The following is a 24,332-nucleotide window of genomic DNA, read 5'->3' on the forward strand; positions in this document are numbered from 1 at the left end:
TCTCTAAAAGTCACCTCGGTGATTCACTCTTTGCCGGCCGTTTCTCTCCCATGACATCTACGACAATACCGTCAAGCGAATCATCATCATCAAACTCAAAAAACACTTTCGCGAAAGTATTTTTGAAATCGAAGACGTTATTCGTCTTGGGGACGAGGTCAAAGAACCGCCCCTCCAGGCCTAATTGCAAGCCGCCGTTGTGTATCCTCGTTTCGTAGGGCTCGCCGCTACTACGTCGAAACTTTCCCACGAATCGTTTTAGCTGTTGCGTGGGCAACTTGCGATTAGAAGTCACCTCGGCCAAACTACTGTACCGCGGAGTTTCCACCAATTCTCGCACCCAAATATTTCGAAATCGAACCGGATTGCCGTGCTCTTGGAGTGTGATCGGTAATCGATTGGTATGAGCCTTGTACGGATCAAATCGCAACCAATTGGTCGGTCCCCACAACTCAAAATGGTCCTGCACGAGCACACCATTTTGAAAGACCGTCATGACAGCGGGTGACCGTAAATTCCCATCCGAGTCGAAACGAGGTCGGCGAAATACGATATCGTAGCTTTGCCATTGACCGGGTGGCAAATTAGCATTCACCAGTGGAGGATTCTGGCCGTACATCGAAGCACATTGCCCGTCGGCATACGTTTCATTGTCAAATGAATCAAGAACCTGAACCTCATAGAGTCCCATCAAATAAACACCACTGTTTCCACGGTCCTGACTCGTTCCTTCCGGTGGATTTGGCGCGGCCCATTCAAGATGAAGCTGGACATCACCAAACGCCTTCTTTGACCGGTTCGGTCCACTCTCTGATGTGGGCATCATCGCGCCACTCTTCAGCTCCCATTCGCTGGGGCCACCTTCCTCCGATTCCCACTCGGACAAATCAGAACCATCAAACAAAACCGTGGCATCCGACGGTGGCTTTCGAACTCCTCCGATCGGCGAGGGTGTCACCACGGGTGGACGTGGCCGAGTCAAGTCATGGGCCCGCCATGGGGATTGTCCTTGTGCGAACACTGCCGAATCGACAGCTAACAACGTTCCTAACAGAACTGCAAATCGAATAACGAAACTCATAGAGACTCCTGAAACTGCTATTCAACCGATGACGGTCACAAGAGATTCCTGTGCATTCTCACTGGCAAGCCACTAGTTTGCGCGTGCTGTTGCAACAAGGCAAGTCAAAATCCATCGCGTTCCACGCAACTTGCCCCCAGCAATCAAACGATATTTAGTCGGTCTGAGATCAGCACCGCGACCAAGCTGCCGGGCTTGAACCTCAAGCACCCCATTCCGCCGTCTCGTTTAAAAGCGATTGCTGGAACCAAACAGGCTCCGGACTTGTTGACGTTGTTTTTCCCGCTTGCCGATACACGACTACCCACCTCGCCTACCAATCGTCGTCACTCTATTCGCTCTGAATTAGCAGGCTCGCAGATTTTTTGAGGTGAAATCCGCCCGGTTTGCTTTGAACGGATGAACATGAATAGAAAACAGCTCGCCCTGCCGATCGTCGTCGTTGAAGACCACGTATTGGAAAATTTTTCCAGTCAGGTAAATTCCACAAAAGGTTGGGTCCTTGATTAATTTGCCTCGGACAAACGGCCGAATTATATGCGATCGGGGCTCCCATCATCCATCGCTCGGCTGGCCTGATGATCAGATGCTCACAAGCGTGTAACAACCGGCAGGTGAGTGACGGCTCTGCTATGCTGAAGATTAAGGAGAAACGGACATGGCTTTGTTAATTCGAAATGGCGAAATCGTCACAGCCAGCGAACGCTATCATGCCGATATTTGGTGCGAAGGGGAGACGATCACCGCGATCGGTCCCAATTTATCCGCCCCGGCTGGCACCCCGGTCATCGATGCAACCGGGAAATATATTTTCCCTGGTTTCATTGATCCCCACGTGCATATTTACCTGCCCTTCATGGGTACCTACGCAAAAGACACCTACCGCACGGCGAGCCAGGCCGCACTGATCGGCGGAACGACCACACTGATCGAGATGATCTGTCCAGCGCGTGACGACGATCCTATTGCGGCGTTTGAGTTATGGCGTTCAAAGGCGATCGGTGAATCGGCTTGCGATTTCAGCTTCCATATGGGAGTCACCCGCTTCGACGAACAGACCGCCAAGCAATTAAAAACGATCGTCTCTCAAGGCATCACCTCCTTAAAAGTGTTCCTTGCCTATCAGGGGGCTTTTGGGATTGATGACACCGAACTGTACGAGACATTACGTTTCGCCAAACAAGAAGGGCTGATCGTCACCGCACATTGTGAAAATGCGGCGCTCGTCGCTCGTTTGCAACAGCAGTTTCTGGCTGCAGGCAAAACCGGTCCCGAATACCACGAACCTTCCCGGCCGAAGCGAGTCGAGGCGGAAGGTGTCCATCACTTGATGACCTTTGCAGAATTAACAGGTGCAAAAACTTACATTGTGCACTTAAGCTGCCAAGACGCGCTGGAAGCGGCCGTTAACGCGCGGCAACGGGGAGTCGACGTAACCGTGGAAACGCTGATTCAGTATCTACTACTCGATCAATCCCTGTGCGAACTGCCTGACTTTGAAGGGGCGAAATATGTCATGTCACCTCCCTTACGTGACCAGGCTCAGCACGACCACCTTTGGAATGGGCTGCGAAACGGCACCATTTCTACGCTCGCCACGGACCATGCGCCCTTTGACTTCAAGAAGCAAAAGGAGATGGGACGCGACAACTTCACGCTCATCCCGAATGGTATTCCATCACTTGAGGATCGTGTGAATCTATTTTACACCCATGGTGTCGCAACCGACCGCATCGACCTCCATCGGTTTGTGGATGCGGCGAGTACTCAAGCCGCCAAAGTGTTTGGCATGTTCCCCCAGAAAGGCACCATCCAGATCAGTGGCGACGCGGACTTAGTGGTCTACGATCCTGATTACCGAGGAACTATTTCGGCCGCGACGCAATCGATCAATGTCGATTACAGCGCTTTTGAAGGGTTTGCAATTCAAGGTCGTCCCGCCGCCGTTACCGTTCGCGGCCAAGTTCAAGCGGTCAATGGGAAGTTCGTCGGCCAGTTGGGCCATGGGCAAATGGTCGATCGTGTTCCCGCACATTCGTAAGCAAAATCGTGGTTTGCCCTGCTAGTCGGATGTTTGGTCCCGTGCCAACGCGTCCGTCTGATCGACAAACTCGTCACCCGTCCACTGTTCGTCTGCAGTGATCATCTTTCCCTTCTTGGCACGTTCGGCGGCTTTCGCCTCTTGCTGTCGCCTGACCAAATCGGAATGCGTGGTAAAAAAGGGCAAACTTTGTCCTTTGAAATCGGCAACGGAGTCAAACCCATGTTGCTCCATAAACGCCAGTAAATCCTCGCACATCCCTTGAATACAGCCATATCCCATTTTCATCACACCGGTGCAGACCTGCACCGTGTCGCAACCTAGCAAGATAAACTGGGCTGCATCGCGCCCCGTTTCGATGCCACCGATACCGCTCAGCGTACGACCTGGAAATTCCGTTTGGATCAGGGTCGCAATTTCCATGCACATTCGCAGCGCGATCGGCCGAACTGCTTTACAAGAATAGCCTCCCACGGTGGTGTAACCTTCCACGGTGGGCTCGGGGCGAAGCGTATCGAGGTTGACCCCCAAGACGCTCCGAATCGTGTTGATCGCACTCACACCCTGGCAACCTGCCTCGAACGCCGCAGCGACAGGATCCTCAATCCGGGTGATGTTGGGAGTCATCTTCGCCCAAACGGGAACCTTGGCGGCCTCCATCACCCATTCAGACACTTCCCGAAGAATCTGTGGGTCTTCGCCCATGGCGGAGCCCATTTTGCGTTCCGGCAAACCATGCGGACAACTGAAATTCAACTCGAACGCATCGACGCCCGCATCCTGACACCTTTCCACAATTTCAATCCAAGCATCCCTTCTGTATTCTTCCATGATGGAACAAATCAATGCCCGATCGGGATGTGAATCCTTAATGCGTTTGAATTCGTCAATCCAGGTTTCGAACGGCCTATCACTGATCAACTCGATATTTTCCCATCCATAAATCTCATTCGTTTTCTCGGAACGAAGCCGCGCGTACCGCGGATAGACGTTATGGACTTTGTCCGCCTCCAAAGCGACCGTTTTGCAGATTACTCCGCCCCATCCCTCGTCAAAAGCGCGGCAGATAACATTCGCGTTGGTACCCGGAGGTCCCGATCCAATAATAAATGGGTTGGGCAGGTTAAGACCATCCACCGAGCAGTTAAGGCTTGCCATTTTTCCCCTCATTCCTCTTACAGCACGACATCACATCTATTTCAAAATCGTCTTGTTACCGCAGGCGCGTTGTGATTTCAAGCAATCTCTCAATCAGCCACCGCAACAATACCAAGCGCTTCGTCCAAACAAGCAATCATAAAGTCCGCATCATCTTTGCTAATGCACATTGGCGGCTTAATTCGCAAGGTATTTCCGTGGAGCCCTCCCTTGCCTAACAGTAAGCCACGTTCCTTTGTCAGTTCAAGCACCTCCGCACAAGCTGCTGTGGCGGGCTCTTTGTTCAATCGATCTCTAACTAATTCGACACCCAGCATCAGTCCCAACCCGCGAACATCACCGATCATTTCATGTTTTTGTTGCAGCGCAATGAGTGCTTGTTTTAAATGGCTTCCCACCTGCAAAGCATTGTGCTGCAAACCCTCGCTATCGATCACTTCGAGCGTTGCCAATCCCTGGATCATACTGACCGGGTTCCCACCAAAAGTATTGAAATGGGTCCGATTCGCCGCCATCTTCGCGATTTCGGGGCGAGTGCTGACCGCTGCCAACGGAACACCGTTTCCAATCCCTTTGGCCATCGTAACGATGTCTGGCGTTACGCCCCAGTTTTCATGAGACCAGTAATGCTTACCGGTCCGGCCGAATCCGCCTTGAACCTCGTCAGCAATACATAATCCGCCATGTTCTCGAACCAAATCATAGATGATGCCGAAGAATTCGGCCGGCGGCGTAACCGCTCCACCCACGCCTTGAATCGGTTCGCCGATAAAACAAGCAATTTCACCCGGCGTTTGATACTGAATTACATTCTTGAAATCGTGCGCGCATTTCACATCACAGCTGGGGTACTCCAAGCCGAATGGGCAACGGTAGCAGTATCCTGCCTGACTGTGGTGAATATTTAGGGAAGGGTTGCTCTTAAACTTCCAACTTCCGTGTGCTGTTAAACTCATTGGCACGGACGTTCCTCCGTGATAACTGTTGGAAAGCGCCACAACATCCTGATTGCCTGTGAATTCGCGAGCCGAGAGAATAGCTAATTCATTGGCTTCACTTCCTGAGTTCGTGAAATAAGACTGGCTCAATCCGGCCGGCATTTTCGCCGCCAGTTTCTCTGCCATTAGGCCGATGGACGGATGCAGATAGATCGTCGTGGTGTGTTGCAATGTCCCCAGCTGTTCCTGGACTTTTTCCACGACTTTCGGATGGCAATGGCCCACACTGATCGTGACGATGCCCGCAAAGCCATCCAGATAACGTTTCCCCGTCTCGTCATAGACATACTGCATGTGCCCTTCGACGATCATCAGGGGATCGCGATAGTAACGAACGACGCCCGGCGACACATACTGCTGACGCAGCGCTAACACCTCCTGCCGTGTCGGACCTTGATAAGGTGTCGCTTGGTGATTCGACACCGGCAATTTGACTTGGTTTTGTCGCTTGGCACTCATCTTATCCTTCCGTTCCTACCGCGGATAGTGATAACGTGGGGAGGTTTCCCTCCGCAATTATGGCTCCAAACCACGTTCTTGCACGGTTCCGGGAATCAGATTGTCCAGGACGATGCCTAACAGTGCGGCGACCGCCATTCCGGTGCTACCGATTGCCTTCACAATTTCGGCGAAAACAGCGGGCATTGCATCAAGCAACGGCTGAGGCCCCGGGGGATAGAGTTCTGTTGTCGATCCATCGAAGAAGGCTGGGACACTTAGCCCCATGAAAAGGCTAAAACCGGCGATGAACAGATTTCGATCACTATGCAGATCTGCCTTGGAGAGTTGTTGGATACCTACGGCGGCTATCAGACCGAACAAGGAACAGTAAAGTCCCCCCACAACCGGACCTGGAATGGCGGCTGAAATCGCACCAAACTTTCCGAAGATGCCTAGAAACACGAGTAACAGCGCCGCCACTTGCACCACGAAGCGGCTACCAACCTTCGTCAAACCTACTACGCCAATATTCTCGGAGTAACTGGTGGAGCTGAATCCACCTAAAAAGCTCGTCAGTAGACATCCGATCCCTTCGCAGCCAATTCCTCGCGAAATCTGCTTCGGCGTTGGATCTCCGGCTCCCGCCATTCGGGAACAAGCATGATAATCACCAAAGGATTCCACCATGGAGGCGAGATAACCGGCTAATGCAGCAACGATGAATCCCAAGCTAAATTGCGGTGCACCCCACGGCATCACGACGTCGTTGATACGCCATCGGACCCAAGGACTGTTTTCCACGGCAGACAAATCGACACGGGCCGGATGAGCCGCAATCATTTTCCCGTCCGCCTGTTCGGCAGCAGCGTGATAAACACCAGTCGCCGAAAGTAGCCAACAGAGCGTGACCACGGCGATCATCGCGAGCAACACAGGAAACATGAGAAATAGCCGAATGCGTGGTGCCAACACGAGAGCAAAAACAACGACTAACACAATGGTGAGCAACCCCGTTGGCCAGTGTGCGGCTGCTTTGGGTGCCCCATGTTTGAACAATGCCAACCCAATCAACATAATCACGGGGCCGACAACAACGGGACTGAGATAACGACGCAGCGCTCCCACAAGCCCGCTAAATCCGACCGCGATTTCGAGCACCGCACCCACCATAATGGCACCGGCAATATACTGCATCATCACCGCGGCAGACCAACCTTCTGACTTGCCCGCGTCAATCACGGCAAAGAAAGCAGCAAGAAAGCTGAACGAGATCCCCTGCACAATTGGCAAACGACTTCCTACTGTTGTTTGCAACAACGTTGCCAGTCCGCTGCACAACATCACAGACGAGATGAGCAGACTAATTTGCTGCCTGTCCATCCCCATGCTGGGGCCGAGCAGCAACGGCACCGAGACGGTAGCGCCAAACATCGTCAATACGTGCTGCAAGGCGAGCACGATTGCATGAGGCCAGGGAGGCCGCTCCTCCAAGCCGTAGACCAAGGTAGATTTTGGCTGCTGCGAAGATGCCATGCGTTTTTCTCATTGCAACTCAAGCCCCACCCGCGCGATGTGCGATGCCCTAAAGATCGGTGATTGGGCGATAGGTTTCGGGTCGTCGATCTCGGAAGAACTGCCAGGTATTTCTCACATCACGAATCGAATCGAGGTCCAGGTCAGCGACAACAATGTCGTCAGTCACTCGTCCGGCCTCCGCCATGATTTGTCCTCGCGGATCGCAGAAGTAGCTTTGTCCATAGAACTCGCCAATGCGCCAGGGGTCCTCGGTACCAGGTCGATTGATAGCACCCACAAAATATTGATTCGCAACGGCGTGAGCTGGCTGTTCCAATTTCCAGAGATACTCACTAAGACCGGCTACGGTTGCCGATGGGTTAAAGACGATTTCGGCTCCGTTGAGTCCGAGGCAGCGGGCGCCTTCGGGAAAGTGGCGATCGTAACAGATGTAGACAGCCACCTTGCCAACACGTGTATCAAATACCGGATAGCCAAGGTTGCCGGGACGAAAGTAGAATTTTTCCCAGAAGCCTGGCTCACAATGGGGGATGTGAATTTTGCGAAATTTCCCCAGGTAAGATCCGTCGGCATCGATCACTGCCGCCGTGTTGTAATAGACACCCGTCAATTCTTCTTCGTAAACCGGCACCACCATTACCATCTCATGCTTTTTAGCCAACTCCTGCATCAGCCGAATCGTTGGACCATCCGGAACCCTTTCGGTCAAGTTGTACCATTTCGCATCCTGCTCGGCACAGAAATAGGGGCCGTAAAAAAGCTCTTGCAAGCAAACCACTTGGGCTCCCTGCTCTTTCGCTTGGCCAATCATCGCGACGTGCTTGTCGATCATCGCTTGTTTGATCTTTTCCACCGGCGACGTACTGGGTTCACAGAGAGTCGCTTGGATCAAAGCTCCACGAACAATTCGAGTCATACCCTTGCTCCTGCTGGACATTTAACACGAGAGGATGTTACCATGCCGCCGTCGGCAAGAACACATCGATCTTGGGTACCGATCACCATCAATTCACTTGCGTTTCGTTTGTCGCGTTGCAGGGTAACGCAGCTAACCATCTCGGTCGATGCTTGTTACGCGGCAGTCGCGTCATCGATCTGTTCTGCATCCACCTGAACGGGGAAGAATCTATGTCGAAAACGAATCACTCGCTCGCCCCGGTTCCGACGCTCTATGGAGGCGAATGGCAGGTTGCCACCGGTGATCGATCCTGCTCGGTCCACAACCCGTCGACCGGAAAAGTGATTGCCAAAACCGTTTATTGCGATGTGGATCAGACGAATCAAATTGTCGAATCAGCTGCGGAAGCTTTTCCCAGCTGGAATCAGACGCCAGTCATTGAGCGTGCTCGCTTTATGCATCGCTTCCGCGAACTCATCGCTCAACATTTCGATGAGTTATCGATGCTCCTGACGCGTGAGCACGGTAAGACAATCGGCGAAGCTCGTGCCGAAATGCAACGCGGCTTGGAAATGGTCGAATTTGCCTGTGGGATCCCAAGCTTGATCATGGGACAAACCTTGCCGGAAATCGCACAAGGCGTAGATGGGGAGACAGCACGCCACCCGCTGGGCGTCTGCGTTGGCATCACACCCTTCAACTTTCCCTCGATGGTCCCGTTGTGGATGTTTCCGATTGCTCTCACCTGCGGCAACACTTTCATCCTCAAACCGTCTGAAAAAGTTCCGTTGTCCGCCATTCGCTTAGGAGAATTACTGCAGCAGGCCGGTCTTCCCGCTGGCGTCTTTAACATCGCTCATGGGGACAAGTCCTGTGTCGAGACGCTCATCACTAATCCGCTCGTCGACGCCATCTCTTTTGTGGGATCCACCCAGGTGGCCCGATCCATCTACGTCACGGCAACACAACATGGTAAACGCGTCCAAGCGGCCGGGGGCGCAAAAAATCACTTAGTCATCATGCCAGACGCTGATCTTGATCTCGCTGTGAAAGCGTTAGCCGCATCGGCCTATGGTTGCGGTGGTCAACGCTGCATGGCTGGTAGTATCGCCATCACGGTCGGCGATATTGGTGACCGGCTCGTCAACCAACTATGCGAATATTCCCGTGAGCTGCGTGTCGGGCAAACAGCCCCGGATCATTCAGTTGACATGGGGCCACTCATTGACTCAGCAGCTATTGAACGAGTTGAACAGTATTTACAGATTGCAGACGACGAGGGCGCTTGTATTACGCTAGACGGTCGCAAGCAAAAACAGCCGACGGGATTCCTGATCGGTCCCTCGATCGTCGATCAGGTAACGCCGACAATGCGATTAGCAAGGGACGAGATTTTCGGCCCTGTCTTGTCGGTGGTCCGTGCAAACGATCTTGATTCGGCTATCGCCATCGGTGACGATTGTCCATACGGCAACGGCGCCACTATTTTCACTCGCGACGGTTACCTGGCCCGTGAGTTCAAAAAACGATTCAACGCGGGCATGATCGGAATTAACGTGGGCGTACCCGCGCCCATGGCTTGGCTACCCTTTACGGGGTGGAATCAATCTTTTTTTGGGGACCTTCATATCCAGGGCACCGAAGGGGTCCATTTTTACACCAAGCAAAAAATGACGCTGACACGATGGTTTGCATCCCCAGAAGATTCCTTTCAAGATCCGGTTTGGAAGACCGATGCCGACGCAAGCAGCTGACAAATCAACAAACAAAACAGCACTTATTCGCTTTCACACCCTCCCGATGAACTCTGACGCTTATGAAACAATTTCCTCGCAACCTGAGAGGTGAGCGTGCCTGAGACGATCGTCGCGTTATCCCTGGGGATCGGACTGGCCGCCGCCTGTGGTTTCCGTGTCTTTGTGCCGATGTTTGTCATCGGCCTGGCGGCAAAAACGAACCTGATTCCGATCAGTGACGGTTTTCATTGGATCGAAAGCACCCCGGCGATTGTTGCCTTCGGTATTGCCACCACCCTGGAAATTGGAGCCTATTACTTTCCCTGGCTCGATAACCTACTCGACCTTTTCGCGATGCCCGCGGCAGTTGCTGCAGGCATCTTGGTGCTAGCCGCCTGCATGGTCGACATGCCACCTCTGTGGAAGTGGTGCCTCGCAATTATCGCAGGTGGAGGCACGGCCGGCACCGTTAAAACCGGCCTGTCGGGAATCCGCTTGGGATCGACGACGACCAGCGGCGGACTCATGAATCCCGTGTTTGCGACCATTGAATGGATGCTTTCGGTAAGCCTTGCCTTGCTCGCAGTTTTCCTCCCTCTGCTGGCCGCCTTAGTCACCATCGCACTGCTGGCTGTTCTCATCCGCGTCGCAATCCGAATTTACACTCGGCTTCCTCGTGACAAAGCTGGACGCAATTCTCGTTAATCCACTTTACTTCCAACGTCCGCTCAACTCGCTTTTCAAGCAGTCGACAAAGTGAACTTCTCCCAGCTCCTCCTAATCGCTAGACTCGGACTCGGACTATTCAGATTGAATTGGCAGTCATCGTGGCACCCAGTCAAGGAAAGCAGTAATGCGGAATTCAAAGCGCCAATCACGGACAAGATGTTCTCTGGTTGTTTTACTGGCCCTTATCGGCTCACCAACAATGGGGTCAGACCAGCCAGTCGCCGACCAACCCGTCGCAAACCGGGCAGCTACGCATCCACTTCATGACCTGCGTGAATATGCGATCTCCAAGCATGAATTGGTCAAAAAAACCGTGCGCGATTACAGTTGTCAAATCGTCAAACGCGAACGCATTGACGGCAAACTGCAGCCCCACCAGTTTATGTTGGCCAAGGTCCGTTCAGCCGGCATCAAACGGCCGTTTGCGGTCCACCTGACTTATCAGGGGCCGAAACGCGTCAGGGGCCGCACTGTCGAATTTGTCTCCGGCGAAAACAATGAAGGAATGTTGGTTCGCCTGCGCCCCCGTGGTGTTACCCTGCGCGTCGACCTTGACAATCCGGTTGCGATGAAGGAGAGCAGTATTCCAATCACCGCGTTGAGCTTTGAAGCAATGCTTGGTGCCGTGATCGAAGCACTGGATCGTGACATCGCCGCGGATCCTACGGGTGCTAACACGCAGATCAAACGGATCAAGGATGTCAAAATCAACGGTCGTCCATCCACAGCGATTCGTATTATTCACCCCAAGCAAGCAGATGAGCTGGAATTTCACATTGCGGGAATGTTCATCGACAATGAATTTCAAATTCCAACACGATTTGAGATTTTCAGTTGGCCAACAGAAAAAGGCGGCAAACCCGTGTTAGCTGCGGAATTCACCTATGTCGATCTGAAAGTCAACGAGGGCCTTCCGAACTCAATATTTCACGTCCTCTCCCTCCCGAAGAAATCGTCTGAATCGTCTGAATCGGCGAAAACGGCCCGATCTCAGGACGATCGCGAGGTCCAATAAACGATCCAAGGAAGTTCGGCCTTGAGTCGGCTCAGCGTTCTAATTCCCGTCTAGGACGCTTGACAGATCGCTCTGTGGCATGCGGAATCCCTTCAACGATTCCCTTCAGCGGGGCCGTACACCCGATCATTTTTGTCGCCCTGCGAGTCTGTTCCGGATATGATATCATCCGAAGCTCGCCTCACGGCCATCCTCCCTCATACCGTACCCAACCTATCCCGTTATCACGAAATTCAATGCCATGAACCGATCCTATCTTCTCACTCGATCCGTCCTGGTCGCCTTGATCTGCATCTTGCCCACCGCAGCTTCGCTCGGCGACGACCCCGCACTGCAGCTTCGTAAGGGTGACCATATCAGCATCATCGGCAACACGTTGGCTGATCGCATGCAACACGACGCTTGGTTGGAAACTTATTTGCAAGCGATGCATCCCAACCACGAGTTGAGTGTAAGAAACCTTGGATTTGCTGGTGATGAAGTAAAGACTCGCCCAAGATCTAAGAGCTTCGGGTCGCCCAATGAATGGCTTTCGAAAACTGAGACGAACGTAGTGTTCTGCTTTTTTGGTTACAACGAGGCATTGCGTGGTGAAGCCGGATTGGCAGGTTTCCGTAAGGACCTTGGCGAAGTCATTGATGGGATGCTCGCTCAAAAATATGATGGGCAAACGACACCCACGTTAGTGTTCTTCTCACCCATTGCTCATGAAGACCTCAAGAATCCCAACCTACCCGACGGCCAAGAAAACAACGCGAACCTGTCAAAATACACCACCGCCATGAAGGAGGTGTGTCAACAAAAAGGCGTCCTCTTCGTTGACCTCTTCCACCCGACCCAAGAGCGATACAAATCTTCCCCCCAACCGCTAACGATGAACGGCATTCACCTATTGGAGTCAGGAAATCGAGAACTTGCCGACATTATCACTCAGGCGCTCTTTGATCAACAGCTATCGAAAGGAGTCTCCGAGGCGGAACTAGAAAAGCTTCGCGCGGCGATACTCGATAAAAACCTTCACTGGTTCAGTCGTTATCGAGTTGTCGACGGCTATAACGTGTACGGTGGTCGTTCGAGCCTGAATTGGAATGGTCAATCAAATTACGACGTAATGCAACGAGAAATGGCGATCTTTGATGTGATGACGAACAATCGTGACCAGCGTATCTGGGCGATTGCGGCGGGTGGCGACCTGGAAGTTGCCGATCACAACGTCCCGCCCCTGCTGGAAGTCGAAACAAACCGGCCCGGACCTCTCGAAGGAAAAAAATTCGCCTACCTCGGCGGTGAAGAAGCCATCGACAAAATGAAGCTTGCCGAAGGGATGCAAGTCAACCTATTTGCTTCCGAAGAAATGTTTCCCGAGATGGTCAATCCCGTGCAGATGGCGGTGGACACCGATGGTCGTTTGTTCGCCTCCGTATGGCCCTCTTATCCTCACTGGAATCCAACCCAACCCCGCACCGACCGAATCGTATGCCTTCCCGATGAAAACGGTGATGGCGTCGCTGACAAGTGCGTGGTGTTTGCCGACGAATTGAACAGTATCACGGGATTCGAGTTTTGGGGCGGTGGCATGCTCGTATCGGCTCCGCCGGAAATCTGGTTCCTGAAGGACACCGACGGTGATGACAAGGCCGATTACAAACTACGCATGCTGCAGGGCGTATCCAGTGCTGACACGCACCATACGGCAAACGCGATGGTAATCGGGTCGGATGGAGCCCTTTATTGGTCTCGGGGCGTCTTTCATGTGACGAACATGGAAACACCTACGAAAACATTTCGCTCCTCACAGTCGGGTGTTTATCGTTTTGATCCGCGTACTTTCGAGATCTCCTTCCATTTTCCGATCGGCCCGAATCCGCACGGTGACGTGTTTGACCAATGGGGATATCAATTCGTCAACGATGGCACAGGGGGTACCGGCAGCTACGTAAACATTGGAAAAGGGGTCGGCAACAAACAATGGTTCAAGAAACGCGTACGCCCCGTATCCGCTACGGGTATCCTCTCAAGCAGCCATTTCCCTGCAGCGAACAACGGGAATTTCTTGATCTGTAACACGATCGGTTTCCTGGGAGTGTTGCAACATGAGGTCAAATACAATGGGGCCGACGTCACGGCAGAAGAAATCGAACCGATTCTTGTTTCCAGCGACCCGAATTTCCGTCCAACGGATGTGGAAATCGGTGGTGATGGGGCTCTCTACGTCTCGGACTGGAGCAACGCGCTGATCGGCCATATGCAACACAACATCCGCGACCCCAACCGAGATCACGCCCACGGGCGCATCTATCGAATCACCCATAAAGATCGCCCGCTGTTGAAACTGGTGAAATTGAAAGGCCAACCGATCGAGACCGTATTGGCAGCTTTTTTCGCCAAAGAAAACGGGACGCGCTATCGGGCAAGATTAGAACTTAGCGGTCGCGATACCAAGGAAGTCACCAACGCCGTATCAGCATGGGCCAGCAAACTCGACCCAAGCAGTCCGGATCAAGCCCAGGCCCTGCTCGAAGGCTTGTGGGTTTTCCAGGAGCACCGCGTTCCCAACCTACCGTTGCTCGAAAAAATCTACCGCGGTGCTGAAGATGTCCGCATTCGCGCCGCAGCAATTCGCACCTTGGGTCAATGGGGGCCTCGAGTTGAAAATTGGGAAGAACTGCTAAACGATGCGGCCCGAGACGAGTCGGCCTTAGTGCGGGCTGAAGCCGTCAAAGCTGCCGTGTCCTTCCAGGGACTACCTGCTGCGGAAATCATTTTTTCAGTCGCAGGGCAACCCCTCGAGCCCGGTCTCGATACCGTTTTGAACTACGCTCGACAACAAATCCAAGTCGACAAACTGGCACAAGATGCCGTCAAACGGGGCGTGCCGATTTCCGATGCCGCACAATCCTATCTGTTGCGAAACGCATCAATCGATGATCTGCTTAAGCTCGAACGAAATCCGGCGGTCTATCGCGCCATTGTGGAACGGCAAGAAGTGAGTCCCAAGCATCTTCACGAGGCGTTAGAGGGCCTTGCCGAGGCTCAAGACAAAGCCAAAATTGAAATCATGCTACAGCTAATCGAGAAGTTCGACGCTGATCAGCAAGCAAGCAGTTTAAAGGAATTGAGCGCGATGCTACCCACATTGCCTCAACAAGAGCTTGCCAAGGTTAAGAAACGTACAATAGCGCTCGCGGCGGATGGCAAATCTCCCGAAACTCGACAAGCCGCTTATGCGGCTTGGATCATCGCGGATGGCAAAGCCAAGGCGGCGTTTGGTCAGGCACAACGAGATAAATCTGACCTGCGGGATGCGCTTGCTGCAGTGGCCAAAATCCCCAATGATGAAATCCGCGCGAGCCTCTACGATACCGTTCGCCCCTTAATTTCAACGTTACCTTCGAATCTGGCACGTGAGGAGAGTTCTGGCCAATTGGATGAACCTGGAATTCAGGTCGACTACTTCGAACCGAATCCCTCCAATGTGGCCATCGAAACTTTGGCAAAGTTGACGCCCGCCGCCAGCGGTGTCGCTGCCGAAATCGCTATCGATGTTCCTCAGCTCAAACGTCGTGACGCATTTGCTCTCCGCTTTACTGGAAACCTGCGGATCGACAAAACAGGTGACTACCGATTCTTCCTCGCATCCGACGATGGTTCACGGCTCTACATCGGGAACGAGCTGTTGATCAACAACGATGGCAACCATGGCATGCTGGAAAAATCTGCCAAAATTCGCCTGGAAACGGGAGTCCATCCGTTTGTTGTCACCTATTACGACAACGGTGGAGCGGATGGTTTGAAACTTACCTGGCAAGGTCCAAATTTCGGTCGACAAGCGATCTCCGACAAACAATTGTCCATTGGCGGCGGCGAAACGCTTCATGATGTGGCGATCGGTACCCTCACTAATATCCCCGGGCGGGATGCGGAAAAGTTCGACGCTCTTGCTGCTCTGATCAATTCAGGTCAGCACCGCACGAGTGCTGTTCGCGCCATGCTGACGGTACCGTCAGATGCCTGGAATGATCGCCAAATTGGAGCCACCGCCCAAAGCTTGGCAGAATATGTCAGCGAAATACCCGCCAAATATCGAACCGGCAAAGCCGCCCTGGAAGCCATGCAACTGACCGACGCCTTGGCAGCCAAACTCCCCGAGGCCGAAGCTCGAGAACTTCAATCAAAACTTGCCGACTTGAAAGTTCAGGTCATCCGAATTGGCACCGTCCCTCATCGAATGATTTACGACAAGGAACGGTTGGCAATCCAGGCTGGCAAACCAGTCGAATTTGTTTTCAGTAACACGGACAACATGCCTCACAACTTCGCAATCGTTTCACCAGGATCCTTGGAGGAAATCGGCCTCCAGGCCGAAGCCACAGCTCGTGACGCAGATGCGATGGCTCGCCATTACATTCCTAAATCGGATCAGGTCTTACTGGGCAGTCGATTGCTTCAGCCTGGCGATACCCAGGCACTTAGCTTTGTCGCCCCCACGAAGCCCGGAATCTACCCTTACGTCTGTACTTACCCTGGACATTGGCGTCGCATGTACGGTGCTCTTTATGTGGTTGCTGACCTGAAACAATACCTCCAGGATCCCGCAATCTACTTGGCAAACAATCCCTTACCCCTTCGGGACGAGTTGTTGAAATACAATGACCGTAACACTGAGTGGTCCTTTGCGGCACTCACCAACGCCGTTAAGACAATCACCGGCCACGACCACAACGACCATCACGGTGAACACCATGCCGACAAACAGACGCCGTTCGCACGAAATTACGAAGTAGGCAAGAATGTCTTCAAAGTAGCCAACTGCGTCGCTTGCCACCGCATGAATGGTGAGGGTTATGAATTCGGACCCGATCTCACCAAACTGGCCGATGAAAAGCATAATACCGCGCATATCTTGCGGTCGATCGTCGAACCCAGCAAGGAGATCGACAAAAAATACGAAAACTATTCGTTTGAACTCGATTCAGGGAAAGTCGTCACGGGGCTTATCGTTGCCGAGGATGATGATCACGTCGAAGTGATCGTCGATCCAATTGCAAAACCTGAACCGACTCGGATCGCTAAATCCAGCATCGAAGAACGGACTAAACTTCCCACTTCCACGATGCCCTCTGGTCTCATCAATAAGCTTTCACGCGAAGAGATCCTTGATTTGATCGCCTACATCTACGCCCGGGGAGATGCCAAGAGCAAATTGTTCGAAGTGCATAAACATTAGACGATCCGTTTCAACAACAGGCGGCGGTTGGGGCCGCTACCCCCCCTCCGCAGCTTTCCATCCAACCCTCAACCTTCGACACTACGAATGCGCCGCAGGCTGCCGGTGAAATGGAGCCACACGCTAAATCCAGATCCTTTCGTGCAGCTTCATCACTCCCCCGTTAACAAGCACGAGAGTCACCGGTTGCTGAGCGCGAGCGAACGAACGGCTCGAACCCGTCTGCAGTCTGGCGCGGTCCAATCTACCTCCACTTGCAGGGCTGAAGCCCGGGTAACCTCCCACGCTCAACAGACGGCAATTCATACCAAGGGGGGATACCGAAGGATGACTTCCAGAGTTTTCACCCACCGTAATGTTCTCACCAAAGGGTAACCCAGACCCCCAATCACTTTTCCCCTGACGAAGGTAAACGACCGTTCGCAAACTTTCACCGCGCGGGTGAGGGCAATCTCAATTCACGGGTAAATCCATTCATGGCGCATTTTGCAGTTATTTGCCCCGAATCCCCGGGCCATTTCAACCCGATGACCACACTGATCGCTGCCTTAAAGACAGAAGGCCACCAGGTCAGCTGGATAGGAACACTTGACGGCACTGCTCGCGCAAAACGACTCAACATTGACTCAATTGCAGTGGGTCAGAGCGAATATCCCATTGGATCACTGGACTCGATCCTCGAGCAACTGGGGCAACTCTCCGGCTGGCGAGCAGCCCGATTTTCATTGAATGCCTACCTTTCCGCGATGAAGGTGCTCCAGAGAGATTGCCCCCAAGCGATTCGCGATTCCGGCGCAACCGCTTTGATAACCGACGAAACGGTCTTTGCCAGCCGCAACCTTGCCGACGTGGTCGGCCTACCATGGATCTCCGTCAGCAATGCGCTTTGTCTGCATCCGGATGCCGACCATCCGCCTCTGCTGCCCGCTTGGAAATATCGCAAAACACGAGTCGCCCGAATCCGAAATTCGCTGGGTCGATCATTTGGCGGTTTGATGATGCGTTCGATGCGAAAGCAAATCTTTGATTTTCGTCGACAACACAACTTGCCAGCCTACGATTTTTTTCACCAAAATGTCTCAGAGCGAGCCACAATCGTTCAGTGTCCAAGCGAATTCGATTACCCGCGTTCGAATCCACCCGCATGGCTGCATTACGTCGGAGCGCTCCATCAGACCTCCAGCCGTCCGTCCGTGGATTTCTCCTACGAGCGTCTGGACGGTCGCCCTTTGATCTACGCATCTCTGGGCACCGCCCAAAATCGCTTGTATTCGCTCTTCCAAACGATTGCCGCAGCCGCTGATGATCCGTCTTATCAACTCGTCATTTCACTGGGGGGAGGTGGAACACCGGAAGACCTTGGCCCACTTCCCGGAAATCCGATCGTGGTTCCCTTTGCTCCCCAACTCGAATTAATTCGTCGCGCCAGCCTTGTAATCACCCACGCAGGAATGAACACCGCCATGGAGTCGATCGCCCAAGGCAAGCCCATGGTCGCCATACCGATCACGAACGATCAACCTGCGGTCGCCGCCAGAATCGCCTGGACAGGCTGTGGTGAAGTGGTGCCGATCCGTCAAGTGAATCGGCAAAGACTGACGCGGGCAATTCACAGGGTCTTGGAAGAGGAACGATACCGCCAAAACAGTCTTCGCTTGTCAGCCGCCAATCGTCGTGCAGGAGGCGTTTCCGTCGCTACAAAAAAAATCGCCCGATCATTAAGCTGATCGAGCGATTCAAATTTTTTAACAAGTATCCACACAGCCTACTTGCGGCGAGCGAGGAAACAAAGACATCCGAACAAGATCAAAACCATGGAAGTGGGCTCGGGAACCACGACTGCAGGATTCGGACCGCCTGGTCGCTCGCCCGCGTCATATCCAGCATTGCTAAATGCTGCCACCAAGTCACCCGAATTAAAGGTCATGTCACCATCCCAATCGCCTTGGTCCCAGGTCGCGGCTTGTCCCGATTCGTATTTAGCGGCGGAGAACACTTTGACCAAGTCCGAGCTATCGAACACGCCATTAAGGTCCGCATCACCCATCCAGGTGTTCTTTAATCCGTTCACCCAAGCAATGCGATCCGCCGTATTCACAACGCCGTCTTCATTCAAGTCGTAGCTCAAATCTTGATTCGCAATGCCTACGGATGCGTTGAGATCCAAGTCACCCGAATCAAGAGCGCCGTTGGCGTTGTAATCGCCTTCAATCCCTGGGGCCAGATCATCCACCAACTCGACTGAGGGAAATACGTCCGAACGTCGCCACAGGTCCCCATTATCCGTTTCCCACATCCATTGCGAATCACGACCACCACCGATGTCGTCGTCGTTAACGGCCATTCCGAAGCCCATCTCACCATTCTTGATGATATTCTCGGGCGTTTCGTCTAATGACTCCCATGGGAAAGCAACTTCAAAGGTCCAATTGTTGTCGTCAATGATCTGAGCAACGCTGGTGTCTGTACCACGAGGATACGCGGTGAGCTCATCGTCTTCCGGATTAAACGGGTCGCCACCATCGTACGAATTAATGCCCCACGAAAACGCAGAAGTGCTGTCTTCAGGAATTCGGAGTTCACCACAATAAGCTTCCGCATTATCGCCAGCAACTGCGGTCAACTGAAAGGCGGGTGTGCCCGGATTGGCATCAGGCCGATAGTCATCAACATCGAGATTTTGTGCATCAATATAAAACTCAACACTATCGTCTTGCCAATTGCAACTATCTTCGTTCACGATCTCGTCATCCTTGATATCGACGAACAAATAAAGATTGTCAGCATCCCAAAGCGCCTGCCAGGTGATTTGCATGTCGTCGTCACCATCATTGGGATCATCACCGGGCAATTCATAGAATTCGTCAAACGTACGAACCGTCGCTTGCTCCCAAACGGCATCGTTACCTAGACCGTCAATCACAGGAGGCGTCGCCGTTCTTTGAAAGGACGCGACGACCTCATCTTGAGCAGCGACGGTTGCTGTCAGGCAGCAAAGCGCAGCAACCTCCACACAAAACATTCCAATGGCTTTCATGTTCAAACCTCGCGTAAACTTTCTAAATGTCGACTTCAAATGCGGAACGACACCCGTACGCGAAGCGTTTTACCAGGCATCGGTCAACGAAAATGCAAAGCCCGACGTGGTCGCCAGGGCAGAGTTGCCCAGACGAGACGGCACTTGTATTAGCACGGAGTCTAACATTAACCGTGAAAAACGGGCAATAAAAAGGGTGAGAATTTGTCTCGATCCGGATTTGTTATCCCGGGCGGTGAAACAACTTTCCCGCTGGAAACCTGGCAATTAGAATGAAATAGATGTATCGATCTATGAGCGCACGCTTCGACCGCCCCTCTGACTCCTCAAGAAAATCGCAGGATCCGACCCGAACTCATGATTAAACCGGCGTTGAGCCCGCAATCTTTCGAGTTTCGACTGCGTCAAGGATCGTTTACACCGGTGCCCGTCTGTTATCTCTTGGTCCTGCTGTTTTTGGCAACGTGGGGTTGCAGCCCAAGCCCACCCAAGCAACCGACTTCCCACCCGGCCTCCGAAGTGCCCCCGGCCTCAGGGCGAGAAAACGCGTCGAAAGAGTCCAGCATCATCACGCTGGGCTCAACTACGGCCGTCCCTCTCGACCCGCCCAATCCAATCTCCGACTTGAAAAATAAGCAGGACCCCAAACAAGATAACTGGCCCAGCGAGTCGATAAGCGAAGCTGCCAGTCAGCAACTCTACCGACTACGAGAGGCAATGCTCAATTCGGAACGCTTGCGGACACAATCGTCCAGTATTATCGCTGATACGGTTACCGGCGAACCTTTACTGCCGTTAAATTTGCCAATCGCATTTCAAACTGATCGGGTGGTGGTTCGTCGCCTGAAAAAATCATCTCCGCCACAGCTTTCCGACAGATCAGAGATTGTCGACTCCCTCAAGGCATTAAGCCGCTCTTTGGGCGTTGGCCCGCACTTAGAAATCGCTTTCAAGCTTTTTGATATCGAAATCGAAGCCGACGGCTTTAGTACGCTAATTCGTTACGAGGCCAGCAACCGAACGACCGCACAAGCGACCGAACAAACAGCCGTTTGGAAATGTCGATGGAATTTACCCGCAGGTCAGATTTCACCGCCGCAAATCACCCGCTTCCATGTGGAAAGTTTTGAGCAGGTGGAATTGGTCATGCCGACCGGTCGACTTTTCGGAGACTGTACAGCCTCTGCATTGCAAGCGAATGATTCATATCAACAACAGATCTTACCCAGCATCACCGACTGGTTACCCCAGATACCGCGAGAGTTCATGAGTCAATTTGGGCATCATGGCCTGGCAATCGGCGACGTCAACGGAGACCAACTCGATGATCTCTATGTTTGTGATGCGGGGGGCCTACCGAACCGCCTCTATATTCAACAAGCGGATGGTACCGCAATCGATGCGTCGGCAAGTTCTGCAGTTAACTTCCTTGAAGATTCTGTGGGAGCCCTTCTAATCGATTTAGATAACGATGGAGATCAAGACCTCGTCGTCGGCACCGACCCTGTACTACAGATTGCCGAAAATGATGGCACAGGTCATTTCGTCCTGCATCGCAGCATCAGCACTGATACCGATTCGTTTTCCCTCTGCGCTGCCGATTATGATTCAGACGGAGACCTTGATATCTACGTTTGTGGTTACGACGTGCGACGTAAAGACCCGACTCATCGTGGTCTCCCCTTTCCACTTCCGTATCATGACGCAAACAACGGCGCTCCCAATCGCTTACTTCGCAACGACGGTGATTTCCATTTCACGGATGTGACCCAAATCGCGGGTCTCGACCAAAACAACAGTCGCTTTAGCATGGCCGCCTCCTGGGAAGATGTCGACAACGATGGCGATCAGGACCTTTATGTGGCGAACGACTTCGGTCGAAACAATCTGTACATGAACGATGAGGGTCAATTTCATGATTCAGCCAAATCGGCGAATGTGGAGGACCACGCGTCGGGCATGTCCGTTTCCTGGGCCGATTATGATCGTGATGGCCGAATGGATCTCTATGTTGGCAACATGTTTTCCTCGGCTGGAAGCCGAATAACTCACCAAGACCGTTTCGCTGCAGGCGTTTCGCCCGGCACTGTGAAGCAACTGCAAAGGATGGCACGTGGTAACACATTATTTCGCAATGAAAGCGACAACGCTCCTCATTTCCAAGATGTAAGTCAAACGCTTGGGGTCACCATGGGCCGTTGGGCGTGGGGTTCTCGTTTTGTCGACACTCGCAATACAGGTTGGCCCGATTTGATTGTCGCCAACGGCTACCTGACGAATGACAATCACGATGATTTATGAAGCTTCGTCTGGCGACAAGTTGTGTCGCGATCACCACGGACCACGGCAGACAACCTGGCAAGCTATCGCGATTCATGGCGGGCAACCATGAAACTCCTGCGCGAGGGTCGATCTTTCAGCGGTCGTGAGCGTAATTGCGCCTTCATGAATTGCGATGGGCAAGCATTTGCGAACATTTCGGCAGTAAGCGGTCTCAACTACGATGATGACGGACGCGCACTTGCAGTCAGCGACTGGGATCAGGATGGTGACCTGGACCTCTGGTTTCTCAACCGCACGGGGCCTCGCCTGCGCTTAATGATTAACCAAAGCGATCAGAGGTCCAGTCAGTCGAACAAATTTGTCGCCTTTCAACTCCAAGGTACTGAATCGAATCGCGATGGGATTGGAGCTCGCGTTACCGTCCACTTGCCAGACCCCACGAACGGGGAAACGCCCTCCACGACGCTACCGATTCACCAAACATTGTCTGCAGGAGACGCTTTTCTGTCGCAATCCAGTAAGTGGTTACATTTTGGCCTGGGAGAGGCCGATTCCATTGAGAGCGTACTCGTACGCTGGCCCTCAGGAAGGCTGGAGACCTTCAAGGGCTGCCAACTCGGAAATCGCTATCGATTAATCGAAGGTGCTGGCAAACCGATCCTCGTTGATCAGTCGTCAAGGAATATCGTTCTTAAACCCTCGAAGCAGCAAACAGCGTCCCCTGCAAAACTGCAACGCGTGGCATTCGCCACTCCTGTTCCATTACCCATCGTCAAATACAGAGCTGATGCCGGCACGGAAACTCCACTCACCGCAACCAACGATCGCCCGCTAGTCGTTTCCCTCTGGGCCAGCTGGTGTTTGCCCTGCCTTGCTGAACTAGAACAATTGACCGACCAGGCCGACTCCCTGAAACAGGCAGGAATCGACGTCCTCGCACTCTCTTTGAATGGCCTCGACAAGAACCATGCGGACTCAGCCGAAGACGCGATTCACTTCTTAGACAAAATTAGCTTTCCTTGGCCCCGGGGAATTGCTCAGCAGGAGTCGCTCGAAAAAATACTGCTCCTCGAAGAGTTGCTTTTCAACCGCCGACCCCAGTTATCAGTTCCAACAAGTCTCCTAATTACAAAGGACGGTGAATTAGCGGCCATTTACCGCGGCCCAATTTCGCCGAGCGCAATCATCCAAGATGTGCGTCAGTTGAACTCGCCTGCCAAGGATCCGCGTGATTTTTCCGCACCTCTGTCCGGTAGCTGGAACACACCTCCTCGCCAGCTAATGGTCAGCGCATTAGCAAGGGAGTTCCGCACACGTGGCTACCAAGCCGACTACGCCCGGTATCTGTCCCTGGACCGAGAGCGGCTGAAACGAGCCCGCGACCTAGCGAGCAGCCCGGAACAAAAGGCGCAAATTGACTCACAGTATGCGCAGGCCAACTTCACCCTTGGCGTCGCGCTCGCTGCGTCGGGCCAAACCGAAGAAGCAATCGATCATTTCCGCCGCGCCATTGCCGCACAAGCTGACCACACGGATGCACTGATTAACCTGGGAGTCCTGTTGGCGAAAGCCGGCGATTCGCAAGCGGCCCTCCAATCGTTTCAGCAAGCCGTCAAATTCAATCCTGATTCGCTACCAGCCCGAATCAATCTGGCAACCGCCCTCAGCTCTCGCAAGTCGTTTCAGGAGTCGATTGAACATTACCGCTATGTTTTAAGGAAACAACCAAGCCAGGAGCTTCACCAACGTTTTGGACGCGTTCTTTTAGAAACAGGTACCTACCAAGAAGCCGCCAAACAGTTCGAGAGTGCGCTGCAATTGGAAAAGCGAGACTTTGCGTCCACCCTCGCACTCACTTGGCTATTGGCAACCTGTAACGAAGATTCAGTACGCGACGGAGAACGGGCATTAGAGCTGGCAAAGCGGCTGAATTCTGGACAAACCACCAATGATCCGCTCGTGCTCGACATCCTGGCTGCTGCCTTTGCCGAAGCTGGCGACTTCACCCAGGCTCGCGAGACACAACTCGAGGCGATTAAGCGGCTTGGCTCGCAGAACGTAAAAGCACTGACTGCCTTTGAGCAACGGTTGCGTCATTATGAAGATGGCCGTCCATTCCGTGACAGCGACGCCAAATATCCATAGGGTTTAA

At 53.0% G+C, this 24,332-nt stretch carries 14 protein-coding genes; 8 read left to right on the forward strand and 6 right to left on the reverse strand.

Going from position 1 to position 24,332, the window contains the following annotated elements; all coding sequences use genetic code 11:
• Positions 1-10: 10 nt before the first annotated feature.
• Complete coding sequence (locus P8N76_15880; protein ID MDG2383148.1) at positions 11-1,081, reverse strand: DUF1080 domain-containing protein; 1,071 nt, start codon at positions 1,079-1,081, stop codon at positions 11-13.
• A 658-nt stretch (positions 1,082-1,739) separates the two neighbouring features.
• Between P8N76_15880 and hydA the strand changes: the two genes are divergently transcribed.
• Positions 1,740-3,122, forward strand: coding sequence for a dihydropyrimidinase (hydA, locus tag P8N76_15885; protein ID MDG2383149.1), 1,383 nt, complete (start codon positions 1,740-1,742; stop codon positions 3,120-3,122).
• A 21-nt stretch (positions 3,123-3,143) separates the two neighbouring features.
• Here hydA and preA read toward each other — a convergent pair whose 3' ends face one another.
• The 4 genes from preA to P8N76_15905 form a co-directional block, all read right to left on the reverse strand.
• Positions 3,144-4,280 carry an NAD-dependent dihydropyrimidine dehydrogenase subunit PreA gene (preA, locus tag P8N76_15890; protein ID MDG2383150.1) on the reverse strand — a complete coding sequence of 379 codons (1,137 nt, stop codon included), beginning with the start codon at positions 4,278-4,280 and terminating at the stop codon, positions 3,144-3,146.
• An 89-nt stretch (positions 4,281-4,369) separates the two neighbouring features.
• Positions 4,370-5,737, reverse strand: coding sequence for an aspartate aminotransferase family protein (locus P8N76_15895; GenBank protein MDG2383151.1), 1,368 nt, complete (start codon positions 5,735-5,737; stop codon positions 4,370-4,372).
• 57 nt (positions 5,738-5,794) lie between these two features.
• Positions 5,795-7,252, reverse strand: a complete 1,458-nt coding sequence (locus tag P8N76_15900) for a solute carrier family 23 protein (GenBank protein ID MDG2383152.1) — start codon at positions 7,250-7,252, stop codon at positions 5,795-5,797.
• 49 nt (positions 7,253-7,301) lie between these two features.
• Positions 7,302-8,171: a nitrilase-related carbon-nitrogen hydrolase gene (locus P8N76_15905; protein ID MDG2383153.1), complete on the reverse strand. Its 870-nt coding sequence runs from the start codon at positions 8,169-8,171 to the stop codon at positions 7,302-7,304.
• 212 nt (positions 8,172-8,383) lie between these two features.
• Between P8N76_15905 and P8N76_15910 the strand changes: the two genes are divergently transcribed.
• From P8N76_15910 to P8N76_15930, 5 genes are all read left to right on the forward strand, one after another.
• Entirely contained in the window at positions 8,384-9,907 is a 1,524-nt protein-coding gene (locus tag P8N76_15910; protein ID MDG2383154.1) for a CoA-acylating methylmalonate-semialdehyde dehydrogenase, read from the forward strand.
• Positions 9,908-10,003: 96 nt separating this feature from the next.
• On the forward strand, positions 10,004-10,594 hold the full coding sequence (locus P8N76_15915) for a DUF4126 domain-containing protein (protein ID MDG2383155.1): 591 nt from the start codon (positions 10,004-10,006) through the stop codon (positions 10,592-10,594).
• A 148-nt stretch (positions 10,595-10,742) separates the two neighbouring features.
• Positions 10,743-11,633 carry a DUF1571 domain-containing protein gene (locus P8N76_15920; protein ID MDG2383156.1) on the forward strand — a complete coding sequence of 297 codons (891 nt, stop codon included), beginning with the start codon at positions 10,743-10,745 and terminating at the stop codon, positions 11,631-11,633.
• A gap of 241 nt (positions 11,634-11,874) precedes the next feature.
• A complete protein-coding gene (locus tag P8N76_15925) occupies positions 11,875-16,860 on the forward strand; it encodes a PA14 domain-containing protein (protein MDG2383157.1) in 4,986 nt (1,661 codons plus the stop codon).
• A gap of 476 nt (positions 16,861-17,336) precedes the next feature.
• Positions 17,337-18,587 carry a glycosyltransferase gene (locus P8N76_15930; GenBank protein MDG2383158.1) on the forward strand — a complete coding sequence of 417 codons (1,251 nt, stop codon included), beginning with the start codon at positions 17,337-17,339 and terminating at the stop codon, positions 18,585-18,587.
• Between the two features lie 38 nt (positions 18,588-18,625).
• Here P8N76_15930 and P8N76_15935 read toward each other — a convergent pair whose 3' ends face one another.
• Entirely contained in the window at positions 18,626-19,897 is a 1,272-nt protein-coding gene (locus P8N76_15935) for a sugar-binding protein (GenBank protein ID MDG2383159.1), read from the reverse strand.
• A 423-nt stretch (positions 19,898-20,320) separates the two neighbouring features.
• Between P8N76_15935 and P8N76_15940 the strand changes: the two genes are divergently transcribed.
• Both P8N76_15940 and P8N76_15945 read left to right on the forward strand, forming a co-directional pair.
• Complete coding sequence (locus P8N76_15940) at positions 20,321-22,198, forward strand: VCBS repeat-containing protein (GenBank protein MDG2383160.1); 1,878 nt, start codon at positions 20,321-20,323, stop codon at positions 22,196-22,198.
• Positions 22,199-22,285: 87 nt separating this feature from the next.
• On the forward strand, positions 22,286-24,325 hold the full coding sequence (locus tag P8N76_15945; GenBank protein MDG2383161.1) for a tetratricopeptide repeat protein: 2,040 nt from the start codon (positions 22,286-22,288) through the stop codon (positions 24,323-24,325).
• The last annotated feature ends 7 nt before the right edge of the window (positions 24,326-24,332 follow it).

It is taken from the genome of Pirellulaceae bacterium (genome assembly GCA_029243025.1).
In the GTDB taxonomy this organism is placed as follows: domain Bacteria; phylum Planctomycetota; class Planctomycetia; order Pirellulales; family Pirellulaceae.